Source organism: Pedobacter cryoconitis (assembly GCF_014207135.1).
Taxonomy (GTDB): Bacteria; Bacteroidota; Bacteroidia; order Sphingobacteriales; family Sphingobacteriaceae; genus Pedobacter; species Pedobacter cryoconitis_D.
In genome coordinates, this window is sequence record NZ_JACHCC010000001.1 from 217,666 (window position 1) to 231,572 (window position 13,907).

Consider the following 13,907-nt stretch of genomic DNA (forward strand, 5'->3'; position numbering starts at 1 on the left):
TTTAAATGCAAAAATCATCATCTGTTAAAGTAAAAAATATCCGGGTTAATTCTTTGAAACCGCTCTTCCGTTTATTCCAATATGCAAAACCTTACTGGCCGGAGTTTACAATAGGATTGTTATTTCTGATGGTATCCAGTTTATCGGGACTCGCATTGCCAAAGCTGTTGGGCGAATTAATTGACGGAGGTAAGAACGGGGGGAACGTTAGCCGGATCGGCTGGACATTGTTAACTATTCTTATTGTTCAGGCAGTATTTTCTTTTTTCAGGGTTGTCATGTTCGTGAATGTGACTGAAAAGACATTATCCGGCCTGAGGCAAACCATTTACAATCACTTGATAAAAATGCCGATGAGTGTTTTCCTTTACAGAAGAGTGGGAGAACTGAGCAGCAGGATTTCGGCGGATATTACCTTACTCCAGGAAGTATTTAATACGACTCTGGCCGAGTTGATCAGACAATTGATAACCGTAGTAGGCGGCCTGGTTTTGCTGATGATGACTTCTCTTCAACTCACTGTTTTTATGCTGTTGCTATTACCTGTTATGATGGTTATGGCAAGTGTACTGGGGCAGTTCATTAACAAATATAGTGCACAGGTACAGGACAAGGTCGCAGCATCGAATACCATTGTGGAAGAAACTTTACAGGGGATTTTTAGTGTGAAGGCGTTTGTAGGTGAGTTTTTCGAAATCGGACGTTACCGTGAACAGACTAATGAGATGGCGAGGTTGGGGATGAAGGGGGGGAAATACAGGGGTATATTTAACTCATTTGTGATCCTGGGAATCTTTGGTACGCTGGTCGCAGTCATATGGCGGGGAGCGACAACCGGTGTAGGAACGGGAGAGCTTTTTTCTTTCCTGTTGTATTCGGTGTTTATTGCAAATTCAATTACAGGACTGGCCGAGGTATATACCTCTTTACAGAAATGTATTGGTGCAACAAATCATCTTTTCGAATTACTGGAAGAACCGGTTGAACCACTGACAGAAATCAGCGCGGTTGCACCCGAAAATCTGTTAGAAGGAAAAATTAATTTCCGGGATATTCATTTTCATTATCCTTCAAGGACAGATATCAATGTATTGCAGGGTGTATCTTTCCAGGTTGAACCTAATCAGAAAATTGCAATTGTGGGTTCAAGCGGTGCGGGCAAAAGCACGATTGTGTCTTTATTGCTGCGCCTCTATGATCCTGTAAAAGGAGGGGTCTTTTTTGACGGAAGAAATGGTTCCACTATCCCATTGTCAGAACTGAGATTGCAGATTGCAGTAGTACCGCAGGATGTTTTTCTTTTTGGAGGGACTATCGGAGAGAATATTGGTTACGGAAGAAAAGGAGCTACTGTGAATGAGATTATTGCAGCAGCAGAGAAGGCGAATGCCTGGGAATTTATCCAGAGGTTTCCGCTTGGATTGGATACTATAGTTGGTGAACGTGGTATACAGCTTTCAGGTGGTCAAAGACAACGTATTGCTATTGCACGTGCTGTGTTGAAAGCGCCGCGTATTCTTATACTGGATGAAGCTACTTCAGCCCTGGATGCCGAATCTGAAAGACTGGTTCAGGATGCACTGGATAAACTGATGGAGGGGCGGACTTCTATCGTGATCGCACATCGTCTGGCAACGGTAAGACAGGCAGATAAAATTATTGTGCTGGACAAAGGTTGTATCGTAGAAGAGGGGACTCACTATGAACTGATTGGGGTAAATGGCGGGTTATACAAGAATCTGAGTGAAATGCAGTTCACGAATTAATTAAAAAACAATCAAATCTATATATAAATACAGGTTACCATTTAATATGCTTTAAGACTCACACTCTCTTAATCTTAATTTATTAATGTTATGTTAAACGAACTTGAAAAACTGGCCGCATTTATCGGCAACACTCCGCTAATAGAATTGAAGAATAATGATGCCAATCTATTTGCCAAATTAGAGTATAATAATTTCACTGGCAGCTCAAAAGACCGTGCCTCTTTCAGTATTATTTATAACGGAATCAGGGATGGGAAAATCAATGAAGATACGACCATCATTGCTTCAAGCTCAGGTAATCTGGCGATTTCGGTTGCCTCTATCTGTAAGCGGCTGAAGCTGAAATTTATTCCGGTTATTGACCCGAATATCAATTCAGCGTATGAAACGCTGTTAAACCTGATTGCTTATGAGGTGGTTAAGGTCACCGAACGGGATTATACTGGCGGTTATCTGTTAACCAGAATAGAGACAGTAGATAGGCTGCATGCTGAAACCCCGAACTCTTTCGTCGCTGACCAGTATGGTGACCCGAATAATTATAAAGGTTATGCTGGTCTGGGTGAAGAGATTCTGAGCTCATTCAAAGAGCTGGACTACATTTTCACAGCAGTAAGTTCTAGCGGAGCGATTACGGGCATCTCTTCCTATATCAAACAAAGACGTCCTGAGATCAAAATCATTGGTGTAGATGTGGAAGGGTCTGTGATTTTTAATGCAAAACCTGTAAAACGTTATATTTCTGGTATAGGTGCCAGCCGTATTCCTCCGATCATTGAAAACGCAATTATTGATGATGTGGTAATTGTATCCCAGCTGGATATTATCCGTGGCTGTTTTGAGCTGCTGAACGAGCAGGCAATTTTTGCCGGAGCTTCCTCAGGAGCTGTTTACCTGGCGGCCAAGAATCACGCAAAAGCGAATACCGTTAAAGCCACTTCTCTGATGATTTTTCCAGATAAAGGTCATACTTATCTGGATACGATCTACAACAAAGAATGGGGAGCGGAATTGGCTGTAAAATTAAATAGTGCTGTGCTTGTCTAATTAAATTTCAAACTGTAAACAAAAAATAACCTTTAAAATAAAAATTATGTTGTATCTAAATGCAGACAGTATCAAAGAAGTAGGTGTAGACTGGAATCAGGTCATAACCGTAATTAAGGACTCCGTAGAGCAGCTTCACAAGAATGACTACTCACAACCGGTTAAACCTTATTTAAGATATGGAGATGCTAAAAACAGGATCATTGCTATGCCAGCGTATATTGGTGGTGATAAGCCATGGGCAGGTATTAAATGGATTGCCAGTTTCCCCGATAATATTCACAAAGGGAAATTAAGAGCAAATTCGGTGACGATCTTAAATGAACATGATTCAGGAATACCACGTTGTATGATTAATACCGCTGCTATAAGTGCGATCAGAACTGCCGCTGTTTCCGGTTTGATGGTAAAGGAGTTTATGAAAGGAAGAGAGAGCGGGGGAAAACTGAATATTGGTATTAATGGTTTTGGTCCTATCGGGCAAATGCACCTGAGAATGATTACTTCAATTCTGGGTACTGCGATTGGCAAGGTATTGATATTTGATATTAATCCGATCGATAAGGCTATCATTGACAATGAAATTAAAGGCAAAGTAACTATTGCTTCTAGCTGGGAGGAATGTTATATGGATGCTGATATTTTCATTACCTGTACAGTATCTGCAGCTCCTTATATCAGTATTTCGCCTAAAAAAGGGTCATTACAACTGAATGTTTCGCTGAGGGACTATACCGTTGATATGAAAGATTTTATGGACGTGATCATTGTAGATAACTGGGAAGAGGTTTGCAGACAGAACACTGATATTGAAAATATGCATAAAGAAAAAGGACTCCTTGAAAGTGATACGCTTTCTATTGCTGATGTGGTGAGCGCGGGTGGACTAAATAAACGGGAGACATCAGATGTAGTAATGTTTAATCCAATGGGAATGGCAATTTTTGATATTGCAGTTGGAGGACATTATTATGAGGAAGCCCTGAGCAGAAATATCGGGTTCTCTTTACCTGATTAATCTATATTTAATTATTTCAGCAATGCCGTGCAATCAGGATGATGATTCGCACGGCATTGTTTTTTTATTTTAAATGTGTGTCTGCTGGTTTGATCCTAAAGTTGTAAATTGTCAATGATATGGAAGATTTAAATGAACCAAGCAGTAACCCTTCGAATTATAAATTTGGAATATTCTATTATAATCCGAAGGATTCAAGATCAGTTGTTCCGAAACTACATCCGATGATGGGATGGACACTTAACTTTGCCAGGCCATGGACTTATATTTTCCTGTTTTTAATTTTTGGATTTGTTGGCTATAAGTTATGTAAAGCCTGGAAAGTTTTCTAAATCAAAAATCTAATACTTGATCGCCCCAGTATCAGGATTTCCACTTGCTGCAAGAGCATTATTGAAAAAATCAACCCCTCCGTTACTGGCAATGGCCAACCCACCTGCAATACAAGGTGAAGTACCCGCTAAACTAAATGCAGTTGCTGTAGCTCTTCCGGTCGTATAGCTTCCTGGATTAGAAAACTGCGGACTAAAGAAGATGTTGTTGCTATGGTAACAACCGTCCCAGTTACTGGCAAGGATAACTGCATTTGGATAGATGCAATTATTTAAAAACCGGGCATCGGTAGTCATGGCATTCTGAGAAAATTTACCAACCGTCCCTGTGCTGTTGATAATATTATTCGTAAATGAACCTGTAAACTTACTCTGGAAAATATAACTTACGTTGTTGGTCAGGTAAAAAACGTTGTTATAAATCTGATTTGAAGCGTTTGTAGCTGTGAAATTAAATAGCTTACTGCCTCCTAGAACATCATTTGCGCTGATGTTATATCTGACAATGATATTTTTTGCATCTGGCATGAACAGCATAAATCCCCTGTAGTTATCATGGGAATAATTATATTCAAAAATATCACCATCTGTACTGATATCAGCATCAAAAGCCTGTCCGTCATTGTATCCACCTACCAGTCCATATACTTCATTATTGGAAATCGTGGTCTGATAACTATTGTATGTCCAGGCACCAGCATAATTGGCTGCATTACTGATACATGCATTTCGTATCGTATTATTGGTAATCATTGAGCCCCCGGTCACCCCGTTTAAAACAATGCCATCGCCATAAATATTTTCAATTAAATTATGATCAAATACAACATGTGATGCCCTGACACTGCTTGATGTTCTGATTCCTTCTATCTGACAGTTGGCAACATGGCAATTCTGAACCAATACTTCATTAATCAAACCAGTGAAGATGATACCACCAGAGCCTTTGTTATAATTTGAATTTCCTACCCCGGTCGAATTTACATCGTGTACATAACAATTTTTAATATAGATATGTGTATTGGCGGTAGTTGTCGGATTATTTACTTTAATTCCTGTAACTGAATAATGCAGACCTGAGGTAATTGTATTCGTAATTTCGAGATTGTTGATCTCCCAGTAAGACTGGTTACTGAGCGAAAGGGTTACAGAAGCATTGGTTAAACCTCCTCCATTAATGACAGGAGCCCCACCTGTTCCATATTGATCAACAACAATAGGGGCATCTGCAGTTCCCGAACCGAGTAGCTGAAGATTACCTGACCAGCTGCCACCGGATTTAAATAAAAGTAAGTCACCAGGTGAAAAAGTTTGTGTGTTTACCTTACTGATTGTTTGCCAGGCAGTAGCCGGACTTGTGCCATTATTGTTGTCATTGCCGGCAGGATCGACATAATAGGTTGTTCCGGAAATTCCGTTTGTTTTGGGGCGGACTGAGCTTTGACTGTCAACGGTACCTGCATTTGAGTTCTTCTTACATCCCGTAAATAATAAAATGGCTAATAGTGGAGCAATTAATACATTTTTCATTTTTTAATAGATTTAGGTTTATAATTGGTTAAGTAAAAATAAAATCAGGACGCCAGCATGAAGGGGTAAAATCCTGATTAAATAGGGGGGATTTTAGACAAGCGTTTTTTTTGTTAGATTCGTAATAAACAAAATCAGAAAATATTCATGATCAGGTATATATCAGGTTTCCGGGTAATATTACTCACTATAGCAGTCTGTTTATTTCTGAATGGGACGAGCTTTGCAAAAGACCTCTATGTTTCCATTAAAGGAAATGATACTTACCAGGGAACTAAGGAAAAGCCTTTTGCAACATTAAAAAAGGCTCAGCTGGTTATCAGATCTATCAAAGGACCCGTCGTCGTTTATATCCGGGGTGGTACGTATTACCTGAATGCACCAATAATTTTTACTGAGAAGGATTCAAGGGATGAAGGTTCACCAGTTACCTATAAAGCTTACCAGCATGAAAAGGTTATCATCAGTGGTGCAGTACCGGTTAAGTTAAAATGGGAAAATTATCGTAATGGAATTCAAAGGACCAGGGTAGACCAGAATCTGTTGTTTGATCAGTTATTTATCAGTGGATCACAGCAAAGGATGGCCCGGTATCCCAATTATAATCCTGAGATCAGATTTTTTGGAGGGTATGCTGCAGATGCGATCAGCCCCGAAAGAGTTAAAAGCTGGAAACATCCTGAAGGAGGTTTTGTGCATGCATTGCATAAACATGAGTGGGGTGGGTATCAATATCAGATTCTTGGAAAGGATGATCAGGGCATTTTAAAGCTGGAGGGGGGATTTCAGAATAACAGACAAATGGGAATGCATGACCGGTACCGGTTTGTAGAAAATATCTTTGAAGAACTGGATACTGTCGGGGAATGGTATTTTAATAAAAATGAAAAGATGCTCTATTATTATCCCCATCCGGATGATAAGCTGGAATCAGCGCTGGTAGAAGTACCTCAGCTGAAAAGCATTTTTGAATTCAGGGGGACAAGTACAAAACCTGTCAGATATATCAATATTGAGGGTATACAGTTGACGCATACTTTGAGAACCTTTATGGAAACGAAGGAACCTTTGTTGCGTAGTGACTGGACAATATACCGTGGCGGGGCAGTGGTCATGGAAGGAGCTGAAAATTGCACAATAGAGGACTGTTTCTTTAATACTGTTGGTGGAAATGCAGTATTTATGAGCAATTACAACAGATATAATGCTGTTTCGGGTTGTCATATTGCTAATGCAGGAGCGAGTGGCGTTTGTTTTGTCGGAGACCCGAAAGCTGTACGTTCTCCTGTCTTTGAATACAATCAGTTTACCCCATTGGATAAAATGGATACGATCAGAGGGCCAAAAACCACAAATTATCCAGCCGAATGTAAGGTTGAGAATACATTGATGTATGGTTTAGGACAGGTGGAAAAGCAGGTAGCGGGTGTGGAGATTTCTATGGCCATGGACATTACTGTAAGTCACAATACCATTTATGATGTTCCAAGAGCTGGGATAAACATCAGTGAAGGTACCTGGGGTGGACATAATATTGAGTATAACGATGTGTTTAATACCGTGCTGGAGTCAGGTGATCACGGTGCATTTAACTCATGGGGCAGAGACCGCTACTGGCACCCTGACTATGAGATCATGTCGGGGATCGTTAAAAATAATCCGCGATTAATCACAGCTGATGTAATTAAAACCATTAAACTTCACGATAATCGGTTCCGTTGTGATCACGGTTGGGATATTGATCTGGACGATGGCTCAGGCAATTATTACATCTATAATAATGTTTGTCTGAATGGCGGATTGAAACTGAGGGAAGGATTTTATAGAAGGGTGGAGAATAATGTGATCATTAACAATTCTTTTCATCCCCATGTCTGGTTTAAAAATAGTGGAGACGTCTTTAAAAACAATATAGTAACCCGTAAATATTTTCCGATCAGGATCATCGACTGGGGAAAGGAAGTTGATTTTAATTTTTTTCCTGATCAGGAATCTTTGGAAGAGGCGCAGAAAGCAGGGACAGACCAGCATTCTTTATCTGGTCCGGCAGAGTTTATCAACCCTTTGACTGGTGATTATCGTGTCGGAGCAGGTTCAGGAGCACTCAAAGTTGGATTTAAAAATTTTCCAATGAATGAGTTTGGTGTAATTTCGCCTTCGCTGAAAGCTATAGCACACAAGGTCTCCATACCCGTTTTTATAACCGGGACTAAAAAACAAGGGCAGGAGATCATCGGATTTCTGGGAACAAGGGTTAAGGATTTAAACACTTTAGGAGAACGTTCTGCCACTGGTATGGCCGATGAAACTGGCGTGCTTGTTCTGGAGGTTCCGGCAACAAGTATATTATCTGGGAAGATCCAACCTAACGACGTGGTTCTTAGATTCAATGGGCTGCCCGTAAAGAATATAAAGGACTTACTTAAAATACAGACCGACCTGAAGTTAAAGCAAGCGGTTAGTGTGGATGTTTTCAGGAATCAGTCTATGAAAAAAATAACAATCCCTCTAAAATAATTGGTGGAAAATTAATATGGAATTTGAAATATTGACAACAGAAAGGCTGAAGCTAAGAAAGTTAACTCCCGAGGTTTTTGCCTATGTTTTCAAAAATTATACCGACAAGGAACTGATGGAGTTTTTTGGAATAGCTACAGCAACTGAGTTAGAAGATGAAAAAATAAAATTTGAAAAAGGGATTTCGACCTATGACAAGTCATTTGTTTATTTTCAGCTGATAGATAAACTTTCTCATCAGATCATCGGCTCGTGTGGATACTTTACCTGGTACCTTAGGCATAATCGTGCGGAAATTGGCTACTTCTTACTGGATGCAGCATCTATGCAGCACGGCTTGATGTACGAAGCAATTACAGAAATTATCAGATATGGATTTACAAAGATGAATTTACATCGGATTGAAGCCTTTATTGAACCCAGTAATGAGCCTTCCTTAAAGCTGATCCGGAAGATGAGTTTTAAACAGGAAGGACATTTAAAAGAGCATTATTTTTGTAACAATACGATGGAGGACTCGCTTGTTTTCTCGTTGTTAAAAAAAGATTCTGCGATTAACTAAAGCAGGAGAGCGTAAAATCATTACGCTCTCCTACTTTAGTTAATAAGTAATTGTTAATCCACCTCCATATCCCATATCACTGTCATAGTGTGTAGACAGAGAGAAGTATTTTGTGACTGCATATCTTAAACCAGCCATATACTCGCGGTCAGTATTTCCCGACAGGTTTAGTCTTAGTCTGTTGGTGATTGGAATATCTTCACGTTTTAACTGGAAACGCAGTTTACCTTTGCTGTCAATCCTTGCCTCAGCAGTAACCAGCATAGGCAGCAGATATTGTATACCCGCAACAAATGCCTTTCTGTTATTCTGATTGGTCTGCTGCCCGAACATGTTTTTTTCATTATGATTTACCCTGCTGTTGTAATGATAATCGAAACCGACAAAGGGCATTAACCATTGCATTTTGTCAATATATTTTCCAAAATAAGTTTCACTTTCATAACCATGAAGAGCTTTAAAGCCTAATCTCCATTCTGAAGAAAGACTGTAACGGGTATTCGCTAATCTAACTGTACCATCACTACCATTGCTTTCCAAACCTATATTTGCCATAAGATGCGCTTTCCGGTCATCACTATATAGTTTCTGAAGGGCAGCTTTAGGGTCTGGGATCTGGGTGTTAACCGGTGAATTTTCATAGCTGAATATCCTGCCCATGCCGCTCATCATGTGATATAATATATGGCAATGGAAAAACCAGTCTCCACTTTCTGTAGCTGCAAATTCTATAGTATCGGTTTCCATGGGCATAATGTCAAGCACATTTTTTAATGGAGCATATTCTCCCTGGCCGTTCAATACGCGGAAGTCATGTCCGTGAAGGTGCATCGGATGACGCATCATGGAATTGTTGTACAGGATAATTTTTACATTTTCTCCTTTTTTAATGAGGATCTTATCAGACTCAGAAACTGTTTTATTGTCAATAGTCCAGACATACCGGTTCATATTTCCAGTCAGTTCAAAACGTAATAGTTTTTCCGGTCCCTTTCTTAGAGTCGTTTTTTCAGTAGCCTTTAACATTCCGTAATTCAATGTGACCAGATCGCCACTTCCAGTCATGTCCATGTCTTTCATATCCATGTCCATTTTCTTTGCTATCTGTGGTTTTTTCTTTCCATAGTCATCACCAGTGATTTCCGGGTACATGACGTTGTTCATGTCCATCTGCTGATTACTCATTTCCATGCCCATAGGTTTCATATCCCCATTCATCTTCATCATCGCATTCATCATTTTCATGCCTTCAAAGTATTTCAGTTTACCTAATGGTTTGGCCGGGACCTTTGTTCCACTGCCCAGCCATAAAGAAGTAGAACCCGTACGGTCTTCAGCAGTAGATAAAAATTCATAACTCTTATTTTCAGGGATACTGACTATAACATCATAGGTTTCTGATGGTGCAATGATTAAACGATCTACTTCGACTGGCTGCACATCATTACCGTCATTGCCGACAACCGTAATTTTGCCACCGGAGTAAGTCAGCCAGAAATAGGTCGAAGATCCTCCGCCAACGATACGGAGCTTTACCTTATCTCCAGCTTTAAATTGTGGTTGCTCAGCCTGGTGTTTTCCGTTAGTTAGAAATTTCTCATAATATACATCGCTAACATCCATTGCATTCATGCGTTTCCATTCATTGGCGATCTTTGTTTTGAAGTACCCTTTTTGTATGGCTTCAGCATAACCTTGTGTTGTTTTTTTTTGAATGGCAAACCAGTCATTGGCATTATGTAGTGAACGGTCTACTTCTTCGGGTTTCATATCTGTCCAGTCGCTTAATACGACAGAAATAGATGGGATAGAAGGTTCATTTTTTTTGTTAAAGATCAATGCTCCATACATCCCGCTTTGCTCCTGGAACATAGTATGACTGTGATACCAGTAAGTACCATTCTGGATAACCGGAAATTTATACAAATAGGTGGAGTGTGGTTTAATGGGCATTTGTGTCAGGAAAGGAACACCATCCATGTTGTTGGGTAGGAATACGCCATGCCAGTGAATGGAGGTTTCCATATTCATCAGATTATGAACATAAATTTCGGCAGTATCACCTTCAGTAAAAATCAAGGCAGGACCAGGAATACTTCCATTAACGGACATGGCCATAGCTGGTTTACCGGAGTAGTTGACAGTGGTGTCCTTGATATAAAGGTCGTACCGGACAACTTTGGGTGAGGTTTTTACAGGTTGCTGCGCAGATGTAAATCCGTACAGGCTCATGAATAGTAGATAAAGGAATAATTTTTTCATTATTTGTTGGTGAATGAAAGACTGTCTTTCGTTTTTTCAATCCAGTTATTTAACAGAATCCTGTCGGCTTCAATAAGACGTGCCTTCTGATGAATCAGTGTATAGGCCCCAATGGGCATTACCCCATCATTGATACTGTTTGCCATAGCTTCTAACTTGCTATGCTGTCTCCGGTTGGAATAGCTTCCAAAATCACTGAAATTCAGTTTCTCTTTGCCTTTTATAATATGCGAAGCTATCCACCAGGAAACCGGTTGTAAGGACGCATACCAGGGATAGAAAGTACGGTTACTATGGCAATCATAACAGGTATTTTTTAACACAGCCTGTATCTTTACAGGTACAGGGTAGATCTTGCTGATATCCGTAACCAGGATTCTGTTGTCAGTGTTTTTGGTAACGGGAATAAACTGAATGGCTGCTATAAATAACAGGGAGATAATCAGTGTAATTTTAACCCGGCTCATTTTTTTAATTTAATTCTTCTTTGACATTACCACAGGTAGGCATTTCCTTCCCCAGGTAAGGATTTGCGATGGTTTTGGTTTCACTGATCCAGTTTCCACCCTTTTTATTATTATACATCGGACAATGATCATAATATAGCTTTTGGCGAGAATTGTCATCGGTCTTAACCAGGTCATAAATCTCCTGGCTTAACATTTCGAAATGTTCCCGCTGATGTTTAAGGTTTCCGGCATTCGACCCGATATGTTCTCCGTGTTCTTTAATGTCATCAGCGATTTCATTAAAAACTTTAGCCTGTCCGGCTGTCAGCGTAGCCTTATTTAATCCCTCTGCTGCCAATTTTAGTTCATTACCAGCAATAGCAGCAGCTTGGCCATTGTCATTGACTAAAGCATTTTTTAGTTGCAGATATGCGTTAATAATCCCTTCAGTAGAAGTTGTCTTTTTTGCTGCGGTTTGATTTGAACTGTTGTTGCAGGCTCCGAGAAAAAGAGCGGAAACAGCTATAGTGAACAAGATAGCTTTCATGTTTTTGGAATAATGTCCTGACCTGCACAGCAGATCAGGACTATTAAAGATAGTTATTTTATAGTTTCAGTGACTTTACCACAAGTCAGCATAGCACTACCGTAATAGGGGTTTTTTACGGCTTTTTCATTACTTAACCAGTTGCTCTTTTTCATTGGGCAATAAAGTTCATAAATAGGCTCTGCGGATAATTTAGAGGTCTTAACCAGCATAATCATATTTGCTGACAAATCGGCGAAATGGTCACGCTGACTTTTCAGCTCTTTATTTGCTGTTATTTGTCTGGCATCATCAGTTAGTAACTTTTTTTTAGTGACATCAACTAATTGAGGATCTGTATTGTTTAATACTTTAATAAAATCTTCGGCCTTGACTGAAGCGAGTTTAGAATCACCTGCTACTAATGCATCTTTAATACCGTAGTAATATGAGATTAAAGAATTTGATGGGGTATTATTGTTCTGTTGTGCAAATCCTGGTTGCACAATAACTGTTGCTATAAAAGCAATTATAAAAAATATGCGTTTCATTGTATCTAATTTAATGGTGAATGTAATCAACGCAGGATAACTGTTAATTCCTGCAAAACTGACCCATTAAATCAAATTTGAAAACTCTGGATAGCAATTCGTATATCCGTGACCGGAGCACGACATTGCCGGGCAATATAATTTGTGTGTGTATTTACAAAAATTGAACTCAGACTGATCTGAGTATAAAAGAAGTCCGGTACAATTGCAGAGTGGACGGGCTGAAAATTAAAGGATGAAATTACCTCAGATTGTTTATCTGATTTTGTCAGTTTCGAAACCTCATCTTTACAGCAGTTATTTTTAGTTTCTTTGGTCTGATGATGATCGTGGATAGTAGAAACAGAATGATGATGCTTACTGTTGAATTTCATATCAATTCCAAGGGTACAAGCAAAACCTACCACTGTATTCAATAAGAATATAACGATCAGTAAGGTTGCTTTAAGCTGTATGGAAATATACGTTTTCATAATGATAAGCTTTCAACAGCAAATTTAACTGAACCTCAGATCCCTGATTTACATAATTTTGATAAAAAGATTCAAAATTCGGTGTTCTAATCAGGATTTAATTACTAATATGCCTTATGTTATCAGCTAATCTAAATGATGGATTAATCTATTTAACCGGGCTACCGGTATTATCACTATGGCTGATTTTTCTGGCTGAAAATGTAATAATTACTGTTCTGGTTTTGTTGATTGGCAGACAACTGCAGCAGAAGTTTTCGGTTGATACTTTGATCAATTATTCTTATACACGGAGGGAGTGGCAATTATGTGGACTGACCAATATTTTAAATACGCTGATTACTTATGCTGGGTTCTGGCTTTGGAAATCAGGATTTATTAAAATTGAAACAGATGTTTCGCTGGCCATTTTCCTGGATTTTTTATTCCTGTTTTTTGGTATGGATATCCTGATGTTTGTATTCCATTACATGATACATCAAACATTTTTATATCAATCTGTGCACAGATTACATCATCTGGCAGTTCATCCGAAACCCATAGATCTGTTTATACTTCATCCTTTAGAAACGCTTTCTTTTGGTGGCTTATGGCTGTTCATGTTATGGTTATATCCGTTTAACATTTGTGCAGTTGTAATCTATCTGATGATCAATATTATATTTGGATTGACCGGGCATCTGGGGATAGAACCCCTACCGGCAAATATCCGCAATTTACCTTTCATAAAATATCTGGGAACCTCAACGTTTCATCACAACCATCACCAGCAGGAACGATATAATTTCGGTTTTTATACCAGTTTATGGGATAGATTATTTGGCACATATAAGGCTTGAAACGGGATTACATTTATCCCCGGATTTCCTCG

At 39.3% G+C, this 13,907-nt stretch carries 13 protein-coding genes; 7 read left to right on the plus strand and 6 right to left on the minus strand.

Annotated elements, in window-relative coordinates:
* The first annotated feature begins 5 nt into the window (after positions 1 to 5).
* The 4 genes from HDF25_RS00815 to HDF25_RS00830 all read left to right on the plus strand — a co-directional run bounded on the left by HDF25_RS00815 (position 6) and on the right by HDF25_RS00830 (position 4,166).
* A complete protein-coding gene (locus HDF25_RS00815) occupies positions 6 to 1,766 on the plus strand; it encodes an ABC transporter ATP-binding protein (protein ID WP_184621801.1) in 1,761 nt (586 codons plus the stop codon).
* Between the two features lie 90 nt (positions 1,767 to 1,856).
* Positions 1,857 to 2,816 carry a pyridoxal-phosphate dependent enzyme gene (locus tag HDF25_RS00820; protein ID WP_184621803.1) on the plus strand — a complete coding sequence of 320 codons (960 nt, stop codon included), beginning with the start codon at positions 1,857 to 1,859 and terminating at the stop codon, positions 2,814 to 2,816.
* A 46-nt stretch (positions 2,817 to 2,862) separates the two neighbouring features.
* Positions 2,863 to 3,834 carry a 2,3-diaminopropionate biosynthesis protein SbnB gene (locus HDF25_RS00825; RefSeq protein ID WP_184621804.1) on the plus strand — a complete coding sequence of 324 codons (972 nt, stop codon included), beginning with the start codon at positions 2,863 to 2,865 and terminating at the stop codon, positions 3,832 to 3,834.
* Between the two features lie 119 nt (positions 3,835 to 3,953).
* Positions 3,954 to 4,166: a DUF5808 domain-containing protein gene (locus tag HDF25_RS00830; RefSeq protein ID WP_184621805.1), complete on the plus strand. Its 213-nt coding sequence runs from the start codon at positions 3,954 to 3,956 to the stop codon at positions 4,164 to 4,166.
* Positions 4,167 to 4,175: 9 nt separating this feature from the next.
* On the opposite strand, the gene HDF25_RS00835 is transcribed toward HDF25_RS00830, so the two are convergent.
* Complete coding sequence (locus tag HDF25_RS00835) at positions 4,176 to 5,696, minus strand: right-handed parallel beta-helix repeat-containing protein (protein WP_184621806.1); 1,521 nt, start codon at positions 5,694 to 5,696, stop codon at positions 4,176 to 4,178.
* Between the two features lie 147 nt (positions 5,697 to 5,843).
* Here HDF25_RS00835 and HDF25_RS00840 point away from each other — a divergent pair, with 147 nt between their 5' ends.
* Positions 5,844 to 8,213: a PDZ domain-containing protein gene (locus HDF25_RS00840; protein ID WP_184621807.1), complete on the plus strand. Its 2,370-nt coding sequence runs from the start codon at positions 5,844 to 5,846 to the stop codon at positions 8,211 to 8,213.
* Positions 8,214 to 8,229: 16 nt separating this feature from the next.
* Positions 8,230 to 8,775, plus strand: a complete 546-nt coding sequence (locus HDF25_RS00845; protein ID WP_184621808.1) for a GNAT family N-acetyltransferase — start codon at positions 8,230 to 8,232, stop codon at positions 8,773 to 8,775.
* Between the two features lie 39 nt (positions 8,776 to 8,814).
* Here HDF25_RS00845 and HDF25_RS00850 read toward each other — a convergent pair whose 3' ends face one another.
* The 5 genes from HDF25_RS00850 to HDF25_RS00870 all read right to left on the minus strand — a co-directional run bounded on the left by HDF25_RS00850 (position 8,815) and on the right by HDF25_RS00870 (position 13,036).
* Positions 8,815 to 11,037, minus strand: a complete 2,223-nt coding sequence (locus HDF25_RS00850) for a multicopper oxidase domain-containing protein (RefSeq protein WP_184621809.1) — start codon at positions 11,035 to 11,037, stop codon at positions 8,815 to 8,817.
* Positions 11,037 to 11,504, minus strand: a complete 468-nt coding sequence (locus tag HDF25_RS00855) for a heme-binding domain-containing protein (protein ID WP_184621810.1) — start codon at positions 11,502 to 11,504, stop codon at positions 11,037 to 11,039. Before HDF25_RS00855 ends, HDF25_RS00850 begins: the two co-directional genes overlap by 1 nt.
* 4 nt (positions 11,505 to 11,508) lie before the next feature.
* Entirely contained in the window at positions 11,509 to 12,033 is a 525-nt protein-coding gene (locus HDF25_RS00860; RefSeq protein WP_184621811.1) for a DUF3347 domain-containing protein, read from the minus strand.
* A 53-nt stretch (positions 12,034 to 12,086) separates the two neighbouring features.
* Complete coding sequence (locus HDF25_RS00865; RefSeq protein ID WP_184621812.1) at positions 12,087 to 12,563, minus strand: DUF3347 domain-containing protein; 477 nt, start codon at positions 12,561 to 12,563, stop codon at positions 12,087 to 12,089.
* A gap of 71 nt (positions 12,564 to 12,634) precedes the next feature.
* Positions 12,635 to 13,036, minus strand: coding sequence for an HYC_CC_PP family protein (locus HDF25_RS00870; RefSeq protein ID WP_184621813.1), 402 nt, complete (start codon positions 13,034 to 13,036; stop codon positions 12,635 to 12,637).
* 116 nt (positions 13,037 to 13,152) lie between these two features.
* Between HDF25_RS00870 and HDF25_RS00875 the strand changes: the two genes are divergently transcribed.
* Complete coding sequence (locus HDF25_RS00875) at positions 13,153 to 13,875, plus strand: sterol desaturase family protein (RefSeq protein WP_184621815.1); 723 nt, start codon at positions 13,153 to 13,155, stop codon at positions 13,873 to 13,875.
* Positions 13,876 to 13,907 lie beyond the last annotated feature (32 nt).

What these genes read in the sequence shown, in the direction of transcription:
- HDF25_RS00870 (WP_184621813.1), bottom strand. Translation starts at nt 13,036, where the DNA reads ATGAAAACGTATATTTCCATACAGCTTAAAGCAACCTTACTGATCGTT.
- HDF25_RS00830 (WP_184621805.1), top strand. Translation starts at nt 3,954, where the DNA reads ATGGAAGATTTAAATGAACCAAGCAGTAACCCTTCGAATTATAAATTT.
- HDF25_RS00865 (WP_184621812.1), bottom strand. Translation starts at nt 12,563, where the DNA reads ATGAAACGCATATTTTTTATAATTGCTTTTATAGCAACAGTTATTGTG.
- HDF25_RS00845 (WP_184621808.1), top strand. Translation starts at nt 8,230, where the DNA reads ATGGAATTTGAAATATTGACAACAGAAAGGCTGAAGCTAAGAAAGTTA.
- HDF25_RS00820 (WP_184621803.1), top strand. Translation starts at nt 1,857, where the DNA reads ATGTTAAACGAACTTGAAAAACTGGCCGCATTTATCGGCAACACTCCG.
- HDF25_RS00860 (WP_184621811.1), bottom strand. Translation starts at nt 12,033, where the DNA reads ATGAAAGCTATCTTGTTCACTATAGCTGTTTCCGCTCTTTTTCTCGGA.
- HDF25_RS00850 (WP_184621809.1), bottom strand. Translation starts at nt 11,037, where the DNA reads ATGAAAAAATTATTCCTTTATCTACTATTCATGAGCCTGTACGGATTT.
- HDF25_RS00840 (WP_184621807.1), top strand. Translation starts at nt 5,844, where the DNA reads ATGATCAGGTATATATCAGGTTTCCGGGTAATATTACTCACTATAGCA.
- HDF25_RS00855 (WP_184621810.1), bottom strand. Translation starts at nt 11,504, where the DNA reads ATGAGCCGGGTTAAAATTACACTGATTATCTCCCTGTTATTTATAGCA.
- HDF25_RS00825 (WP_184621804.1), top strand. Translation starts at nt 2,863, where the DNA reads ATGTTGTATCTAAATGCAGACAGTATCAAAGAAGTAGGTGTAGACTGG.
- HDF25_RS00835 (WP_184621806.1), bottom strand. Translation starts at nt 5,696, where the DNA reads ATGAAAAATGTATTAATTGCTCCACTATTAGCCATTTTATTATTTACG.
- HDF25_RS00875 (WP_184621815.1), top strand. Translation starts at nt 13,153, where the DNA reads ATGTTATCAGCTAATCTAAATGATGGATTAATCTATTTAACCGGGCTA.
- HDF25_RS00815 (WP_184621801.1), top strand. Translation starts at nt 6, where the DNA reads ATGCAAAAATCATCATCTGTTAAAGTAAAAAATATCCGGGTTAATTCT.